Here is a 16,709-nt window from a genome sequence, read left to right on the forward strand (position 1 = left end):
GTGGCTAGGGCCGGCGGAAAATGGCGGAGGCTAGGCCCACAAGCGCAATAACGCCAACAATGATGGAGGCAGCCAGCCAGTACTGCGGGTAGTACTTGAGCGTGTAGCCGAATACTTGGCCGTCGTCGAAGTGCTGCCACAGCGCGATGGGCATCCACCAGAGCTTGGTTAGCGTGAGGATGGCGCCCACCAGGCCGGCGGCGACGCGGCTGCCTCCGCGGAGGAAGAAGCTGGCCACAACGAGCACAATGCCGGCGATGGTCAGCGCAAATAACAGGGGAGCTTCGGTGCCCAGCGGAGAGCCGCGCAGCAAGAACTCATGGTCAATTTCGTGTTGCTCGATGAGGGTATATCCATCAAGGACAACGTCGCCGGGGATTCCCATTATTTCTCCTTCTCACCCTCGAAGTTGGGGTGATTCTTATCGTGCTTGGGGTCGTACCCGTCGGACCATGCGCCGGTATCGAAGTCATAGTCGACGTTCTCGCCTTCCTCATCGGTGCGCTGGTACCACTCGGTATAGCGCTCAGCAGAGGAGTCGAAGTCGTGGCCGGCGCCGCGGTCACCTTCTGCGTGTTGAACGGTGAATTCGAAGTCATCGCCATGCTTTTCGATGCCGCGCATGATCGCATTGTCCATTGCCGTGCGGGCGTAGGTGCGGCGGATAAACATCGGGTCCGAGCGCAGGTCACGGATGAAGGCCACCATCATGGCCAAAAGCACTAGGCAGAAGGGCAGGGCGGCGAGAATAGTGAGGTTTTGCAGGCCGGTTAGCACGTCTTCGCCGCCGGTCAGCAGCATGACGGCGGCGATGCCCATCATGCACACGCCCCAGAAGATGACTACGAGTTTATTCGGGGTGGGATCACCCTTGGAGGACATCGTTCCCATCACCACGGAAGCGGAATCCGCGGAAGTAACGAAGAAAACGGCCAACACCACAAGCAGGATATAGGGCGTAATGGAACCTAAAGGCAGGTCCTGGAACATGGCGAAGAGCACCTGCTCATTAGAGGATTCGCCGTCGAAGCCGGCGATGCCTTCGCGGTTAAAGGAAATCGCGGTGCCGCCAAAGATGGTAAAGGCGAGGATGAGGATGGTGGTAGGTGCGAATACCGTGACGGCAGTAAATTCCCGGATGGTGCGGCCGCGGGAGATTCGGGCGACAAAGAGGCCGACGAACGGCGTCCAGGCAATCCACCAGGCCCAGTAGAAGGCGGTCCAGTAGGACTGGAATTCGATGGTCTCATCGCCCCAGGACAAACCCTTGGCCATCATTGGCAGAAGCTGATCGATGTAGGTGACAATGCCGGCTGGGATGAGGTTCAGCAAGAGCAGGGTGGGGCCAACGAGGAAGACGAAGAGCACTAACCCTAGGGTCAGCGAGATATTGATATTGGAAAGGTAGCGCACGCCGCGCGCCACGCCGGAGACCGCAGAGATGATAAACGCGCAGCCGAGAACCGCAATAATCACGATAAGCGCGGTATTAGTCATAGGGCCAGCACCACGGATGATGCTGATGCCCTCACCGATCTGGATGGCAGATAGGCCCAAGGTTGCGGCGGTGCCGAAGAGGGTGGCGATGAGCGCGAGGACGTCGATAAGCTTGCCCACCGGCCCATCCGTATCGCGGGAGCCGAAAAGCGGCTTGAAGATGGAAGAGACCAAAGGCACGCGCCCGCGGCGGTAGGAAGAGTAAGCAATCGCCGCGCCGACCAGCGCGTAGGCCGCCCATGGGGATATGCCCCAGTGGTAGTGGGCCTGGGCCATGGCTTGGTGCAGGGACTCGACGGTATTGCCGTCTACCGTATGCGGCGGCGGGGTGAGGTAATGCGATAGCGGCTCGGACGGGCCATAGAAGAAGATGCCCACGCCGATGCCGGCACCGAACATCATGGCTACCCAGCTGAAGTAGCTGAACTCGGGCTCCTCGTCATCGGTGCCGAGCTTGATGCGACCCAATCGGGAGCAGCCGATATAGGCCATGGTGACAATGGCCAGCATCATGGTGATATTGAGCAGCCAGCCGGCGTTGGTAATGGCCCAGCCGAAGGCGGAGGATGAAGCGCTGGCCACGCTATCTGGCATGAGGACGCCCCAAAAAATGAAGGCGACGATGAGAATGGCGGTGATGAAAAACAGCGGTTTATCCAGGCCAAATTTATTGCGCTGGTCTTCGACGTTGATACCGGGAACCAGCCCCGGATGCATGTCATGTGGGTAAATGCCCACGGCGCTGCCCTTGTCATTGGACTCGAGGGAGCGCTTATATGCGCGGGCGGATCGAGGGGAGTTCACGAGTTCCTTACGCGGCAAGGGTAGGTCCCTGCCTTACTAGACGGTCCTCTTATTGTCCTGCACCGCCTGTAAAACCGCAAATAAAGTGCATAAATACTGCATTATGGGACCAACTGGTGCACAAAAGATAGACAATTCGGTCTTTATTGTCGTAGGCTGAAGCCCCTGACTCGATACAAGGAGACACAGTGATCATTACGGGACTTCTCACCGGCATCGTCTTCGGTGCTGTGTTGCAGCGCGGGCGCTTCTGCGTGACCGGAATGCTGCGCGATATCTTTCTCAATAAGACCTGGCGCGGCTTTACCGCCCTGCTCATTTTGATTTCGGTGCATGCCTTTGGCCTGACTCTGTTGACAGGCACGGGCGTGCTTTCGCCGGAGATTAGCGATTTCAAGCCGGTAGCCGTCATCGTGGGCGGCTTCATCTTTGGCCTCGGCATCATCTTGTCCGGCGGTTGCGCGTCCGGCACGTGGTACCGCTCGGCCGAGGGCCTGGTCGGCTCGTGGATTGCGCTGCTGTTTTACGGGCTTTCGGCCGCGGCCATGAAGTCCGGCCCGCTGGCTGGGGCGAATGATTGGTTCAAGCAGTGGAGCCTCCCGGTCACCACCATCCACGGCGCGCTGCATATCTCGCCGTGGATCCTGGTGGCGGTCCTGTGGGTCGTGACCTTCCTGCTGTGGCGCCACTATCGCGCCAAAGACGCCGGCCGCCCGAAGGTAGACCTGGGCCAAGCGTGGTACGCCAAGCCGCTGAATATAAATGTCGCGGCCGTGCTCGTTGGCGTCATTGGCACAGTGGGCTTTGTTCTTTCGGCCAACGCCGGCCGCAATGGCGGCCTCGGCATCACGACGCCGACGGCGGACATCGTTCGCTGGACCGCCACCGGCGATTCCGCGCGCATGAACTGGGGCACCCTGTTGGTCATCGGCCTTCTGGTAGGTGCTTTCCTTGCCGCGAAGTCCGCCGGTGAGTTCCGCGTGCGTGTCCCGGATGCACAGACTGCAACCCGCGCCATTTGGGGCGGCATCATGATGGGCGTGGGTGCGTCGCTGGCCGGCGGTTGCACCGTGGGCAATGGCATGGTGGAGACCTCCCTGTTTAGCTTCCAGGGCTGGGTAGCGCTGTTCTTTATGGCCCTGGGCGTAGGTGCGGGCGCGCGCCTGTGGCTGAAACCCAAGAGTGAGCCGCAGCAGCCGCAGACCTACTCCACCGAGGAATCCGTGGATAACTCGGTGGTCTCCGCCGAGGACAAGGTCCTGCCAAGCTTCGCCACTGCCACCGGGGCGGTAGCGCTCAAGACCAAGCCGCAGGCCAAGGAGAAGGCTCGCGCGTTGGGTAACGGGCGCTATGCGCTCGATACCCTCGGCGCGGTGTGCCCGTTCCCGCTGATTGAGGCCAAGCAGGTCATGGCGGAGCTGGAGCCGGGCGAGGCGCTTGTCATTGACTTTGACTGCACCCAGGCCACCGAATCCATTCCGCAGTGGGCGGCCGATGAGGGCTATGAGATTCGTGATTTCCATCGCTCGGGCGATGCTGGTTGGCAGGTCACGGTGGTCAAGGGCGGATAATTACATCATTGTCAGCTACTATGTGGAGGCAGAAGAATCGAGCGTGATTCTTGTGCCTCCTTTGTGGTTTGAAAGAAGTTATTGCATGCCCGAGTTTGATGATAATTCCACCGCTGTTGCGGATATTTTGCATGCCTTCGCCGTCTTTGAGCGCGAGGAAGAACACCTGCTGGACGCGGAACTGCGGCTCAACGTCTATGCCAGCTAGGCCATGATCCGCGTCTTTGCTGCGTTATTGCCCTCGGCCGCCGCGCGTGAGCATTTGGGGCATACGCTGCGGCCCATCCACGCGGCAACTACTAATGAGCTGCGTTGGACGGATCCGGATAATTGGCATGTGACCATGGCGTTTTATGGAGAGCAGCCCAATGATGCCGCGGCGGTGCGCGAGCACCTAGCCCACGCGGTGGCTGGGCGCGCGGCGTTGGATGTGCACCTGAGCGGGGCGGGGAGCTTTGAGCAGCGCACGCTATGGGTGGGCGTCGGCGGGCAGGCGCGCGGTGTGCGGGAGTTGATGGCGGAGTGCCAGCTTGCCGACGTCCCCTTTAGCCACCACCGCCCCCACCTCACCGTCGCGCGCGCTGGTCGGCGGACCCGCGAGCCGTGGGCGCTGGCGGATTATGTGCGCGCGTTATCGGTGTATCGGGGGCCGGAATTTCGCGCGGACCGGGTGTGCCTGATGCAATCGCACCTCGGTGAGGGCCGCGGCGGTGGCCCACGCTACGAAGTTATAGAGGAGTATCCGCTGTTTTAAGCGGCGCGTGCGGTGCGGATTTCGCGGACGAGGGAATCAAGCTCCGCGCGGGTGGCGGTACGATCCGGATGGGTGGTGCAGAAATCTAGCAGGAAGTAACCGGCATGTTGTACGGCAATGTGGCGGGCCCAGAATTGGCGCACGGCATCGGGGTTATCCACGGCGAGGGATTGGATGGCGCGGCGCTCCGAGAGCAGCTCGTATTGCAGGTCGCGGCGCGCGGACAGTACGGCATCTGGGGTATTGACAAAGAGCAGACCGAGCAGGGTGGCCATGGACTCCATCGCGCGGACCTGCAGGCGGGCCTGATTGCGAACGGGGGCGCTGCGCTGCCACAGCCACAGCACCGCGGTGGCGATGAGGATGGACAAGATGATTTCGCCGCAGCGAGCCTGGATGGTGGGCCACAGGGGACGGGTGGCGGAATTGCCCATGAGGAGGGCGAGCGGGGTGGAGAAGATAACGCAGATGGCGTAGTTCTTGGCCACGAAGATTTCGGCACAGAATTGGCACGCGGCCAGCGCGAGCAGGAGCGTCCAACCTTGAATGCCAAAGTAATGGAGAATAGAAAACAGCAGTACGCCGACGACAGAGCCGAGCATGCGGTGGATGCCGCGGACGGTACCCGGCACGTGCTCGGGTCCCCATTGCAGCATGAGGAAGGCAGAGACCACGCCCCAGTCCGGGCGGTCGAAGCCGAGGGTAAGGCCCACCAGTACGGTAATGGCCGCGGAAAGGACCACCTTTTGTGTCGTGACCATGGCGTGCGAATCTCGGACCGCGGCGCGGTACAGGCGGTAGCGGCCGGTGGGGCGGGTGTGCGGGATGGCGGTGCGATCCGGATCGACGTCGGTGACATTATCGGTGAGCTGATCCGAATCGGCGCCCAAATCCAAGGCACGGTTATGCGCCACGATGGTGTGCTGGGCTGCGAGGGTGCGCTCTACTAGGTGGGCGCCCTGGGAGTCGATGACGCGGCCGCCGCGGATAATGCGGGCGTCGGAAAGCGCCTGCCAGGCAGCAAAGAGCGCGGTCTGCGCCTGGTGGTGGCGGGCCAAGGAATCGTCGCGGTCATCCTTGAATGCGGCCGCGGCCTTTTCCAGTGCGGCGACCGCGCGGCGCTCGGGGCCGTGGGCATCAATCAGGGCCGGCGCCATGCCGAGCACGAGGCTGGCCACCATGCCCGTCAGCGCCCAAAAGAGCAGCTGGCCCACGGTGACGTCGGTGCGCGCGAGCATTACCGAACCGCCGCCAACCATGACCAAGAAGAAGGTGCCCGGTGGTGGTAAGCGCAGGGCATTTTGGGCAAAGCCGCACACGGCGGCCAATGCCGTGGTGTACAGGCCCGCTAGCAACAGCCACCAATGGCCGTGGCCAGGCGCAAAGATGAGGTGGCCTACCAATACGCCCACGGCCGCGACGGTAATGAGTGCAGTACCGGCGGTGAGCATGACGCGCGGGCGGGTGCGATAAGGGTGGTCCTCGCCAAAGATGACGGTGAACGCGCCGGTGGAAATGAGCAGGATGGCGTAGTCGTGGCCGGTCAGCAGCGCGATGGCGCCGGGAATGAGAATCGCCAAGCCCGCGCGCAGGGCACTGGGCCAGCGCACCGAGGCGCTATTAAACGCGGTGAGCAACTGGGTGGTGCTGGGGCGCTGCGGGATGGGATAGTCAAGCTGGGTGGCCACGGAGCAGCAGGATCCTTTCTCGGCGGAGTTATCTGACCCGACTACCTTACGCCCGAAGCCACCCGCTTTACATGTCGGCGGCCGCGATGAGCCGGCGCGTGTAGTCCGTGCTGGGCGAGGACCATATGGAGTCGGTCGCGCCGTGCTCGATGAGCCGGCCGCGGTCAAGGACCGCAACGCTATGGCATAGGTGGCGCACCACCGCGAGATCGTGGGTGACAAAGAGCAGGGTGAGCTTGCGCTTGGCGATGACCCCCGCCAATAGCTCCAGCACCTGGGCGCGCACGGACATATCGAGGGCAGAGACGGCTTCATCGGCCAGCAAGATATCCGGCTCGCCGCACAGTGCGCGGGCGATTGAAATGCGTTGGCGCTGGCCGCCGGAGAACTCGTGCGGGAAGCGGTCGAGGCTATCGGCCGGCAGGCCGACTTCCTCAAGCGCGGCCGCGGCGCGAGCGCGCTTGTCGGCTTTGCCGAGGTTGCCGGGGATGGCCTCCGCGATGGATTTCCAGATTTTCAGGCGCGGGTTGAGCGAGCCTTGTGGGTCTTGGAAGACCATCTGCACGCGGCCGCGGACGTCGATGTCACCACTCGTGGGCTGGTCGAGCCCGGCGATGAGCTTGAGCAGGCTGGTCTTGCCCGAGCCGGAGCCGCCCACGATGCCGAGGCGCTCGCCGTGGTGCACGCGCAGGTCGATACCATCGAGCGCGGCATGTGCGCCGTGGACCTTGCTGACCCCGCGTAGCGTCACCAGCGCATCTTCCGCCGTGGCCGGAGAAAGGCTCAGCTCCGGCGGCCGCGAGGAGGCGATGAGCGTGCGGGTATAGGGATGCTCGGGGTGGACAAGTACGCGCTCGGTGGGGCCGGATTCCACCACCGCGCCCTGGTGCATGACTAGAACGGTGGGGCACATGCGGCGAATAACACCCAGGTCATGGGTGATAAAGATTAGAGCGGTGCCGTGGGCCTTGGTCACCCGCTCGATGACGCGCAGCACGCCGTCCTGGGTGGTGGCATCCAGCGCGGTGGTTGGTTCATCGCAGATGAGCAGATCGGGGCGCCCGGCCATGGCCATGGCGATGAGCACGCGCTGGCGCTGCCCGCCGGAGAGCTGATGCGGGAATCGGGAGGCGACATCGGCGGCTAGGTCCACCTCGTCGAGCGCGGCCGCGCAATCGCGCACCCCGGCCTGGGAGAGCTGCGTGCCGATGCGCATGAGCGGATCCAGCGCGCTCATCGGCTCTTGGAAGACCATCGCCATGGTGGACCCGCGCAAGGGGCGGATGCGGGCATCGCGCGCGCCGATCACCTCGGTCCCATCCACGGTGACGGAGCCGCTCGCCCGCACCCCATTGGGCAGAAGGCCCATGATGGATAGCGCCGTGAGGGACTTGCCGGAGCCGGATTCACCAATGATGCCGAGCTTCTCGCCGGCCGCGAGCTCGATATTGATGGGGCCGAGTAGGGCAGTGGTGGACCCGGTGGCGGTAACCGTCAGGTTATCTACGTGGAGCAGGCTCATCGCGCGGATCCTTTCAGGCGGGGATCGAGGAGGTCACGGAGGGCGTCGCCAAGCAGGTTAAAGCCCAGCACCGTTGCAGCAATGGCAAGGCCAGGCCAGAAGGCCTGCAGGGGAGCGGTGCCCAGCAGCGACTGGGAATCTTGCAGCATCCGGCCCCAAGAGGCCGCCGGTGGGGCAGTGCCCAGGCCGAGGTAGGACAGGCCGGCCTCGGCCAGGATGGCGAGGGCGAAGTAGACGGAGGCCTGCACGATGAGCAGCCCGGTGAGGTTGGGAAGGATATGGCGCAGCGCCACCTTCCAGCCCGGCACCGCGGAAATGCGCGCGGAGGAAATAAAGTCCTGCGTGATAACCTGCAGCGTGCCCGAACGCGCCACGCGGGCAAAGGAGGGAATGCCGGCGATGCCGATGGCAACCATGGCCGTCAGCGTCGAAGGGCCCCACACCGCGCCGGCAATGATCGCCAACAACAGCGCGGGGAAGGCAAGCAGTAGATCCGCGCCGCGCATCACCAGCGCATCGGCCCACCTGCCGCGGCGCATGCCGGCCAGGATGCCCAAGGGCACGCCCACGAGGGCGGCGATGCCCACCGCAATGAGCCCGACGAAGACCGTAATCTGGGCTCCCGCCATGATGCGGGAGGCGGTATCGCGCCCAAAGCGGTCCGTGCCTAGGAGATGCTCGGCGCTGGGGCCAGCAAGGCGCACATCCGGGTGCGCGAGCGTCGGGTCATACGGCGTCCACACCAGCGAAAGTAGCGCCACCAGCACCGTGGCGGCAACGAGGAAGGCTCCCAGCCAGCCAGAAAAACGCAGCTTCATTATTTCTCACCTGCCGTGATGCGCGGATCGATGAATCGGTAGGCCACATCCGTTAAGGCATTGACCACCAAGGCGAAGGCAACGAGGAGCATGACCAGGGTTTGCACCGTAGTCAGATCGCGCACCGCCACCGCCTCCAACAGCATGGAACCAATACCGGGGATGACAAAGACGGATTCGATCACCACCGCACCCACGACCATCGTGGTCAGCTGCACGCCCGCCACGGTAAGCACTGGCAGCGCCGCATTGCGCAGGCCATGGCGCTTGAGCGCCTCCCACGGGGACTGGCCGAGCGCACGGGCGGTGCGGATATAGTCTTGATGCAGCACATCAAGCACCGCCGAGCGCACATAGCGCGTGAGCATCGCACCTTGCACCACGGCCAGCGCAATGACCGGCAAAATAAGGTGGCGGATAAACTCGCCCACGCCCTGGTTCGGCGGCACCCACCCATTGGCCGGCAGCCAGCCCAGATGGACGGCAAAGATGGCCACCAGAATGATGCCGAGGAGGAAGCTTGGCACCGCAATGCCCAGCTGCGTGCCGGCCGACACCACATCCGCGCCGCGGGTACGGTTGCGCAGCGCCAGCCACATGCCCATCGGGATGGCCCCGGCCAGCGCAAGCAACATCGCCAGGCCAATGAGGATGAGCGTGACCTGGGCGCGGTCTAACACCAGCGGGGTAATATCCTGCTGCGAGGACAATGACTGCCCAAAGCTGCCGGTAAAGAGGCCCCTTATCCACTCCCAATACTGCGTAAGTAGCGGGCGGTCCAGCCCCAGCTCGGAGCTCAGCTTGCCGACGGCCTCTTCGGTCGCATTGACCCCCAGCGCCACCCGCGCCGGGTTGCCCGGCACCGCGCGCATGAGCGCAAAGATGATGATGGAGGCTACAAAGAGCGTCAACGCGAAGCGCAGCAACGGGCGCACGATGGCGCGCCCCGTGGTGCGAAGGGAACTCATCAGGCCTCCTTTTCGATATTGTTGGTGGCTTTGCCGCTCGCGCCCGCCTCAGCGGTGGTGAGGTCGCGCAGGATGAGCGCGTCGGTGATTTGATCTGGGTGTAGACCGCGTACGCCGGCGCGGGTGAGCACGATATTGGGCATATTCATGAGCGTCAGCGCGCCCGCATCAGCCATGATCTGGTCCACGGCCTGCGCCATGAGCTTGGGGTAGTCCTTCTCGGGGGCGGAATCGGCTTGGGCCAAAAGCTCACGGGTGCGCGGGGAATCGTAATTTAGGTAATAGTCCGGATCGCCGAACAAGGTGGGTACATCGCGCGGCTCCACGTGGGAGATGAGCGACATCTGATAGTCCTTTGCTCCCATCACCTGGCCTAGCCACACGGCCGGGAATTCGGCGGATTCCAGCGTCACCTTAAAACCAACCTCAGTAAGCTGCGAGTACAGCAGCTCGGCGACGGTCTGGGCATAGGGCAGCGTCGGAGTGGTCAGCGTAATTTCGGCGCCTTCTGCGCCGGCCTCCGTGAGCAGTTGGCGGGCCTTATCTGGGTCGTAATCGTAGTAGTGCTTGTCCTCGAACCATGGATCCGTAGGCGGGATGGGTGCGCCGCCGGTGTCCTTGGCCATCCCATTCCACAAAATGTCATTGGCCGCCGTGCGGTCTACGGCATAGGCCACGGCTTGGCGGACCCGTGGATCGTCGAAAGGTGCGCGGGCATTATTCATGGACAACAGCACCTCACCATTGGTGGTGCCGACCTCGGTAGCGATGCCCTCTTTGACGTCATCAAGAAGCTCCGGGTTCTGCACGCCCCAGACCACGTCCACGCCGCCGGCCTGCAGCGCATTAACCGAGGAGATGGTATCCGGGAAATAGCGCACCGTGACATCCTGTGCGGCGGGCTTTCCCCAATATCCGTCGCGAACGTGCAGCTCTACGAATTCCGAGGGCGCAAAGCGGGAAACCTCATAGGGGCCAGTTCCCACCGGTTGGGCGGCGAGGTTATCCATGCCGTGGGGCGTCATCATCGCGCCGGTGGCTGTTCCCATGGACCACAACCAGCCATTCGACGGCTGCTTGAGGTGCACCTGCAGCGTGTGATCGTCTACTGCCGTGGCCGTGTCTACCGGATCCATGGCGGCGGCGATGCCGTTGGTCCACTTCTCGCGCACATAGTTAATGGAAAAGGCGGCGGTGTCAGCGTTAAAGGCATCGCCATTGGAAAAGGTGACGCCCTTGCGCAGGTGGAAAGTATAGGTGCGGGCGTCTTCGCTGATATCCCACGAAGTGGCAAGTCCTGGGGTAATGGAGCCGTCTTCATCGATGCGCACGAGGGTCTCGTACACATTGTCCATAAGCACGGCGGGGATGGCGGCGCCACCGGTGGTGGTGAAATCCAGCGAGGTGGCCGCAGAGGTGGAAGCCACGGTGAGGGCAGAAGGTGCGGCGTCGCTGTCTGCCTGGGTGGTATCAACCACCGCGGTATGGCCCGCGGAACACGCCGAGAGGGTTCCTACAGCGGCCGCCATGGCGAGGCTGCCCAGCGCCCTACTGGCGCGAAATCTTCTCATAGAAAGCAGGGTAGCCGGTGGGTTTAGCTGCCGTGAAACTTATGCAAAATTTCCCGGAGTGGGGATAACTTCTAGGGGTGAAACGCCCCCGCGCACGCTATTCATCGCCAGCTTCATGCGGTCCGCGCGGTAGAGGTAGACCGCCAATTCCACCGGTTCGCCGGAGTGGTTGGAAATCTCCATCTGCAGCCGCCACAGTGGGGTACCCGTAGCCACGCCAAGCGCTTCAGCGTCCTCCGCATTGGCTTCTTCCAACGTGAGTTCGCGGCGCACATTATCAAAGTCCACGCCGCAATCGCGCAGGTGCGCATGAATGGATCCGGCATCCGCATCGAAGTCCAGGATGTGCTTTCCCACCACCATGGGGAAATACATGCGCTCGATGGCAATGGGGTGGTCCTCGGCATAGCGCACGCGGTGGACAAAGACGACATTTTGTTCTGGGTCTACGCGCAGAAAGCGGGTGATGTCTCGCGGAGCGCGGCGGCGAGCTAACCACAGGGTGTGCTGCTGCGGATCCACGTCATATTCGCTCAGCCAGCTGGAAATGGAGTAAATCGATTCAAAAAGCTCTGCCTGGGTGGAGGCCAAAACGGTAGAGCGGCGCCCGCGGCCGGAGGAAACCAGCCCTTCGGCCCGCAAGGCCGCAACGGCCTGGCGCACGGGTCCGCGGGAGGAAGAAAACTTCTCGCACAAGTCTGCTTCACTAGGCAGGAAATCGCCTGGTTGCAGCACGCCGGAGCTGATCTGCTCCCGCAGGAAATCAGCGATCTTCTTATGCTGCTGTTTATCGCGTGGGCTCATTCAACCTTTGTCCTTAGTTTCTCCGGGGCCTTTCCCAGCGGAGCGAAGCACAGTAATGTTATTCCATTTTGCAAAGGCGCGCTAATGCAACAGCGTCACGGAGAAACAACGCGTTGCCCGGGTAAAGGCGTTAAAATAATAAGTCACGCGCCGTCCGACCAGCACCGAGATGCTAGGCGAGCGCGCTAGGCTAAGTGTCCGTGGACGAGAGCACCGAAACGATTGAAGTACGCGCGGCCAGCGGCGGCGCGCGCCTAGGAAAGGCGGTAGCGGTGGCGATCATCATCGCCATCGCGCTGCTGGTTATCGGTGGGGTGCTTATCTACTCGGCGTTGCAGGAACCGGCCGATACGCGCCTGCATTCCGTTTATCTCATTGCCGCGCTCATGCCCCTAGGCGGGGCGCTGTGCGCCATGCTGGCGGTGGTGGCCTCCGTGCGGCGCCGGGCGCGTCCGGTGCTGCGGATCGGCGAGGAGATCTCCTTGCCCCACCAGCAGACCAGTTTCGCCGCCTCTGAACTAGAGCGCGTGCAGTTCTATTCGCTCGAGTTGGGTCAGAATTTCCTCGCCCTGATTCCAGGCGGGGTGCGCGTTTCTACCTTGGACGAGGCCCAACGGTATTCGGCCCGCCTGCCGGAGCAGGCGAACCTGGGCCCGCGGGAACTCGAGGGAAAGCTCCGGGAACGGTTCCCCGGCGTTCCCATTGACCACCTGGGCCAGGTGCGGGCCGAAGACTAGCTCGGGGTGCCGGCAACGCGTGCCGGATCGAGCTGCCAGCCCTGCGCGAGCAGCTGCATATTCTTGATTACTTCCTCGTGCGAGCTGGACTGCAGCGAGACCATGAGCTCATCGGCCTTGGCGTGCTCCTGGAAGGTATCGAGGTAGTTGGCCACCTCATCGGCGGTGCCGACGGCGGAGTACTTCAACATGTCGAGGATCTGCTGGCCCTGGTACGAGCCGATGATCTGCTCTACCTGCTCATCAGTGAGGTGCTTGCCGCGGCCGGCGAAGGCCTTGACGCGGTTGAAGCACACGCGCTCGTATTCTTCCTGTGCCTCTTGGGTGGTATCGGCGGCAGTGACGTTGACGCCGGCGATGACATAGGGCTTGCTAAAGCGCTCGGAAGGCTGGAAGTGCTCGCGATAGTAGGTGGTGGCCTGCTCGAGGTGCTGCGGGGCAAAGTGGGAGGCAAACGCATAAGGCAGGCCGAGCTTGGCGGCCAGCGAGGCGCCGAACATGGACGAGCCCAAAATATAGATAGGCACGTTGGTATTCGCGCCTGGAATGGCGCTGACTCCCGGGATATAGGACTTGCCTTCGAGGTAAGAGTTGAGCTCCTTGACGTCTTCGGGGAAGCGCTCGGCAGAGTGGGCGTCGCGGCGCAGCGCGCGGCCCAGAGTATTCATGTCCGTGCCGGGGGCGCGGCCTACGCCCAAGTCAATGCGCTCGGGGTACATCTCCTCCAAGGTGCCGAATTGCTCGGCGATGACATAAGGAGAGTGGTTGGGCAGCATCACGCCGCCGGAGCCCAAGCGGATGCGCTCGGTCTTCGCACCGATGTGGGCGATGAGCACGGCCGGGGAAGAGGACATGATGGACTTCATATTGTGGTGCTCGGTGTACCACATGCGGGAGTAGCCCAGTTTCTCTGCTTCCTGTGCCAATTGCACGGAGCGGGCGATGGACTGTGCTGGGGTTTCGCCCTCATAGATGGTGCAGAAGTCCAAGACGGAAAGATGCGCGCGTTCGGTCACGGTGGAGGGCCTTCCTTTGCTTCGGTAGATGCTCTATAAGTTCTCTCCTTCCAACGGTACGCGCCGCTCGACTATTCCGGTCCGGGGGCGATACAGCAAGGCTGCGTGGGGAGCGGTAGGCACACAGAAATCTCCCCTCCGCCTCGGCGCTGCGATGCAGCGGAGAGAGAGGGGAGGGGAGTGTGGAGGAAGCGAAAGGCGACTAGGCCTCTGCGAGGGCCTCAGCCTCGGCCGGTTCTTCCGCTTGCGGGTTGGCGGCGGCGTGCTTCTCGCCGGCCTTGGTGGCGATATCGACAACGAGGCCGATGACTGCCGCGATAGCGGTAGGAACAATCCAGCCCAAGTCCACGGACTGGCCGGGCGCCAGGCTCAAGAGGGGATCGAGTGTGTCGGCGCCCCAGCCCTGGGCGGCGATGACGGACAGAGCCGACCACAGCACCGATACCCACAGCGCCAGGCGGTAGGTCCAGTAAAAGACGACGGACTTCTTTACCACCGGCTGGATCAGGGTGAGGGCGATCAGGGAGATAGCGGGTGGGTACAAGAAGGTGATGAACGGAACCGCGATAGACAGCACCGTATCCAGGCCCTGGAAGGCAAAGAGGATGGACAGCGCGGTAAACAGGCACGCCCATACGTGGTACTTGACCTTGGGCATGAGCATCTCGAAGAAGGCCGAGGTGGAGGTGATAAGGCCCACCGCGGTGGTCATGCAGGCCAGGATGACGATGGCAGAGAAGACTGCCTGGCCGATGGTGCCCATGGTGAGATTGGCGGCGTCGGCAAGCAGGGGCGCTCCCGACTCATAGGACTGGCCGTTAGGGATAGTTTGGCCCACCCAGGCCAAGCCCAGGTAGATTGCGGCCAGCAAAAAGCCCGCAATAAGCGCGGCGGTGATGGTGCCGTTGACCAGGGACTTGCGGGTCTTAAAACCCTTGGAGCGCAAGGACGCAACAATCACGATGGAAAAGGCCAAGCCGGCAATCGCGTCCATGGTGTTATAGCCCTCGAACAGGCCGGTGACCATGGGGGAAGAAGAATAATCCTCGGTAGGGGTCTGGGGATCGCGGCCGTTGCTAAAAGCGGCCAAAGTGATAAGGACGATCAACAGCGCTACCAGGGCTGGGGTAAGGAACTTCCCCAAGGTATCGATGATGGTGTTCGGGCTCCAGGCCAGCACTAAAGCGATAAGGAAGAAGACGATATTGAAGATGCCATTGGCCATCGTTCCTTCCCAGCCCAGAAGTGGGGTAATGGCGGTTTCCATGGACACGGCGCCGGTGCGCGGCAGGGCGTAGAAAGCACCGATGGCCAGGTAGGCCATCACGGAAAAGACCAAGCCGAAGAGGGCGCCGCCGTTGGAGCTCAAATCGCGCACGGAGCGGCCAGAAATGGCAACGGCAATAATAGCTAGGACCGGAAGGAGCACGCCGGCGGCCAGGAAGCCGAGGACGGCGGGCCAAAAGTTGGTGCCGGCCGAAACGCCCACCATGGGCGGGAAGATGAGGTTGCCGGCGCCGAAGAACATCGAAAACAGCATCAGCGACGCAATTACGATGGTGGCGCCGGGCTTGGAGGTGCTTGACGCAACTGGGGTAGCCATTGTGGCTCCTTAATTTTCCATGTACAGCTAGAATGCGAGGAAGCTTTCCCATTCCGCCGAGGGTGGTGGCGGAGGCGGGGTGCCTCTTCGCGGTCCGAGATGGCGGGTCACGCCTGTTCGTGTAATGAGACATTACCGCCCACATGGTGAGAAATCAAAGCGTGGGGGTGATGCAGAATACATGGTGGCCCCAGTTGGGCCGGCCTAATCGAGGTCCGCGAAGGCGCGCTCCATGCGGTCGAGCGCTTCTTCCAAGATTTCGCGCGAGGTAGAAAAGTTCAACCGTGCATGGCCCGGGCCGCCGGTGCCGAAGGTATCGCCCTCATTGAGTGCCACCTTGGCATTCTCGCGCAGCCACTTGGCCGGCTGCGGATTGCCGCCGATGGCGGTATCGGCAAAATCCAACCACAGCAGGTAGGTGGCATCCGGTTTGCTGGTCTTGAGGCCGGGAATGCGCTTGGGCAACTCCTCCACCAACCAATCGCGAGTCCCGCGCAGGTAGGCCACCTCTTCATCGAGGAAATCGCCGCACTCGCGGTACGCGGTCTCCGCGGCCAACACGCCCAAGGTGCCCGTGCCATCCTTGGCCACGCCAGAAAGGCAGTTCCAGGTCTGAACATCGGCCGCGTTGGAGAAAATCATCTGGGCGCACTTGAGCCCGGCGGTATTAAAGGCCTTAGACGTAGCGGTGACCGTGATGGTGCGCTCTGCGGCCACCGCGCCGAGCGAGGCTACCGGGATATGCCGGCCCTCATAGACCAGCGGGGCGTGGATTTCATCGGCCAAGATGCGCGCATCATACTTCTCCGCCAGCTCCACTAGCTCGGTGAGGAACTCCTCATCCAAGACGCGCCCGAGCGGATTATAGGGATTGGCCAGCAAAATAGAGCCCGCGCCCGCCTGGAAGGCACGCTCAATATCGTCGAGCTCCAAGCTGGTCTCGATTTTCTCGCGGCCCGCGGTGCGCGGCAGCTCCAAAAGCGGTGGGTAGGAAGGAACCGGCACAATCACGGGGGAGTCCTCGCGAGTGAAGTACTGTACGCCGAGCAATAGGCCGCGCACCACATCGCCGATCCAGAAAATATGGTCGGAGTTGGGGCGCCAGCCATAGCGCGTGTCATAAAAATCAGCCACAGCCTCGCGCAGCCCCGAGGCCTTGGGTGCTGGGGTATAGCCAAAGGTTTCCTTATCCACCAAGTCTTCCAGCGCCTTCTTTATGGCGGGCGCGGTGGGGAAATCGGACTCGGCGATCCACAGTGGCAGGACGTCTTCCTCGAAGACGGTCCACTTGCGGGTTCCGCGGGCTTGCAACTCTTCTAGGCTAGGAAACTCCATGGCCATAACCATAACGCGAAG

15 protein-coding genes are annotated in these 16,709 nt (G+C 62.6%); 4 read left to right on the top strand and 11 right to left on the bottom strand.

Translation table 11 applies throughout. From position 1 onward, the window contains the following. Window positions 1–4 precede the first annotated feature (4 nt). Window positions 5–385 (bottom strand): hypothetical protein, encoded by a 381-nt coding sequence (locus MHY13_RS02920; protein WP_239280601.1) that lies wholly within the window; start codon window positions 383–385, stop codon window positions 5–7. Further along, a complete protein-coding gene (locus MHY13_RS02925) occupies window positions 385–2,214 on the bottom strand; it encodes a BCCT family transporter (protein WP_239280726.1) in 1,830 nt (609 codons plus the stop codon). The genes MHY13_RS02920 and MHY13_RS02925 overlap by 1 nt, the downstream gene beginning before the upstream one ends. A gap of 275 nt (window positions 2,215–2,489) precedes the next feature. Between MHY13_RS02925 and MHY13_RS02930 the strand changes: the two genes are divergently transcribed. The 3 genes from MHY13_RS02930 to thpR all read left to right on the top strand — a co-directional run bounded on the left by MHY13_RS02930 (window position 2,490) and on the right by thpR (window position 4,626). Further along, entirely contained in the window at window positions 2,490–3,872 is a 1,383-nt protein-coding gene (locus tag MHY13_RS02930; RefSeq protein WP_239280603.1) for a YeeE/YedE thiosulfate transporter family protein, read from the top strand. 85 nt (window positions 3,873–3,957) lie between these two features. Then, on the top strand, window positions 3,958–4,080 hold the full coding sequence (locus tag MHY13_RS12170) for a hypothetical protein (RefSeq protein ID WP_255342548.1): 123 nt from the start codon (window positions 3,958–3,960) through the stop codon (window positions 4,078–4,080). Window positions 4,081–4,083: 3 nt separating this feature from the next. Next, a complete protein-coding gene (thpR, locus tag MHY13_RS02935; RefSeq protein WP_239280605.1) occupies window positions 4,084–4,626 on the top strand; it encodes an RNA 2',3'-cyclic phosphodiesterase in 543 nt (180 codons plus the stop codon). Here thpR and MHY13_RS02940 read toward each other — a convergent pair. The 6 genes from MHY13_RS02940 to MHY13_RS02965 all read right to left on the bottom strand — a co-directional run bounded on the left by MHY13_RS02940 (window position 4,623) and on the right by MHY13_RS02965 (window position 11,997). Beyond that, window positions 4,623–6,314 (bottom strand): FUSC family protein, encoded by a 1,692-nt coding sequence (locus MHY13_RS02940; protein WP_239280607.1) that lies wholly within the window; start codon window positions 6,312–6,314, stop codon window positions 4,623–4,625. The genes thpR and MHY13_RS02940 overlap by 4 nt on opposite strands. Before the next feature lie 67 nt (window positions 6,315–6,381). Further along, window positions 6,382–7,836: an ABC transporter ATP-binding protein gene (locus tag MHY13_RS02945; RefSeq protein ID WP_239280609.1), complete on the bottom strand. Its 1,455-nt coding sequence runs from the start codon at window positions 7,834–7,836 to the stop codon at window positions 6,382–6,384. Beyond that, the gene (locus MHY13_RS02950; protein ID WP_239280610.1) at window positions 7,833–8,654 is read right to left on the bottom strand and encodes an ABC transporter permease; all 822 of its coding nucleotides are present in this window, start codon (window positions 8,652–8,654) and stop codon (window positions 7,833–7,835) included. Before MHY13_RS02950 ends, MHY13_RS02945 begins: the two co-directional genes overlap by 4 nt. After that, on the bottom strand, window positions 8,654–9,622 hold the full coding sequence (locus MHY13_RS02955) for an ABC transporter permease (protein ID WP_239280620.1): 969 nt from the start codon (window positions 9,620–9,622) through the stop codon (window positions 8,654–8,656). The genes MHY13_RS02950 and MHY13_RS02955 overlap by 1 nt, the downstream gene beginning before the upstream one ends. After that, a complete protein-coding gene (locus MHY13_RS02960) occupies window positions 9,622–11,193 on the bottom strand; it encodes an ABC transporter substrate-binding protein (RefSeq protein WP_239280622.1) in 1,572 nt (523 codons plus the stop codon). The genes MHY13_RS02955 and MHY13_RS02960 overlap by 1 nt, the downstream gene beginning before the upstream one ends. A 39-nt stretch (window positions 11,194–11,232) precedes the next feature. Next, entirely contained in the window at window positions 11,233–11,997 is a 765-nt protein-coding gene (locus tag MHY13_RS02965) for a GntR family transcriptional regulator (RefSeq protein ID WP_239280624.1), read from the bottom strand. 200 nt (window positions 11,998–12,197) lie between these two features. On the opposite strand from MHY13_RS02965, the gene MHY13_RS02970 reads away from it, so the two are divergent. Further along, the gene (locus MHY13_RS02970; RefSeq protein WP_239280626.1) at window positions 12,198–12,734 is read left to right on the top strand and encodes a hypothetical protein; all 537 of its coding nucleotides are present in this window, start codon (window positions 12,198–12,200) and stop codon (window positions 12,732–12,734) included. Here the strand turns inward: MHY13_RS02970 and MHY13_RS02975 are convergent. From MHY13_RS02975 to MHY13_RS02985, 3 genes are all read right to left on the bottom strand, one after another. After that, window positions 12,731–13,750 (bottom strand): LLM class flavin-dependent oxidoreductase, encoded by a 1,020-nt coding sequence (locus MHY13_RS02975; protein WP_239192482.1) that lies wholly within the window; start codon window positions 13,748–13,750, stop codon window positions 12,731–12,733. The genes MHY13_RS02970 and MHY13_RS02975 overlap by 4 nt on opposite strands. Before the next feature lie 202 nt (window positions 13,751–13,952). Beyond that, window positions 13,953–15,353: a branched-chain amino acid transport system II carrier protein gene (gene brnQ, locus MHY13_RS02980; protein WP_239280628.1), complete on the bottom strand. Its 1,401-nt coding sequence runs from the start codon at window positions 15,351–15,353 to the stop codon at window positions 13,953–13,955. A 204-nt stretch (window positions 15,354–15,557) separates the two neighbouring features. Further along, window positions 15,558–16,688 (bottom strand): MalY/PatB family protein, encoded by a 1,131-nt coding sequence (locus tag MHY13_RS02985; RefSeq protein ID WP_239280630.1) that lies wholly within the window; start codon window positions 16,686–16,688, stop codon window positions 15,558–15,560. Window positions 16,689–16,709 lie beyond the last annotated feature (21 nt).

The sequence above is a fragment of the Corynebacterium sp. ACRPE genome (assembly GCF_022347435.1).
Lineage (GTDB): Bacteria > Actinomycetota > Actinomycetes > Mycobacteriales > Mycobacteriaceae > Corynebacterium > Corynebacterium tuberculostearicum_D.

Excerpts from the sequence above, each read along its gene's own strand:
- MHY13_RS02920 (WP_239280601.1), bottom strand. The coding sequence starts at position 385 with ATGGGAATCCCCGGCGACGTTGTCCTTGATGGATATACCCTCATCGAG.
- MHY13_RS02925 (WP_239280726.1), bottom strand. The coding sequence starts at position 2,214 with ATGCATCCGGGGCTGGTTCCCGGTATCAACGTCGAAGACCAGCGCAAT.
- MHY13_RS12170 (WP_255342548.1), top strand. The coding sequence starts at position 3,958 with ATGCCCGAGTTTGATGATAATTCCACCGCTGTTGCGGATATTTTGCAT.
- thpR (WP_239280605.1), top strand. The coding sequence starts at position 4,084 with ATGATCCGCGTCTTTGCTGCGTTATTGCCCTCGGCCGCCGCGCGTGAG.
- MHY13_RS02945 (WP_239280609.1), bottom strand. The coding sequence starts at position 7,836 with ATGAGCCTGCTCCACGTAGATAACCTGACGGTTACCGCCACCGGGTCC.
- MHY13_RS02950 (WP_239280610.1), bottom strand. The coding sequence starts at position 8,654 with ATGAAGCTGCGTTTTTCTGGCTGGCTGGGAGCCTTCCTCGTTGCCGCC.
- MHY13_RS02955 (WP_239280620.1), bottom strand. The coding sequence starts at position 9,622 with ATGAGTTCCCTTCGCACCACGGGGCGCGCCATCGTGCGCCCGTTGCTG.
- MHY13_RS02960 (WP_239280622.1), bottom strand. The coding sequence starts at position 11,193 with ATGAGAAGATTTCGCGCCAGTAGGGCGCTGGGCAGCCTCGCCATGGCG.
- MHY13_RS02965 (WP_239280624.1), bottom strand. The coding sequence starts at position 11,997 with ATGAGCCCACGCGATAAACAGCAGCATAAGAAGATCGCTGATTTCCTG.
- brnQ (WP_239280628.1), bottom strand. The coding sequence starts at position 15,353 with ATGGCTACCCCAGTTGCGTCAAGCACCTCCAAGCCCGGCGCCACCATC.
- MHY13_RS02985 (WP_239280630.1), bottom strand. The coding sequence starts at position 16,688 with ATGGAGTTTCCTAGCCTAGAAGAGTTGCAAGCCCGCGGAACCCGCAAG.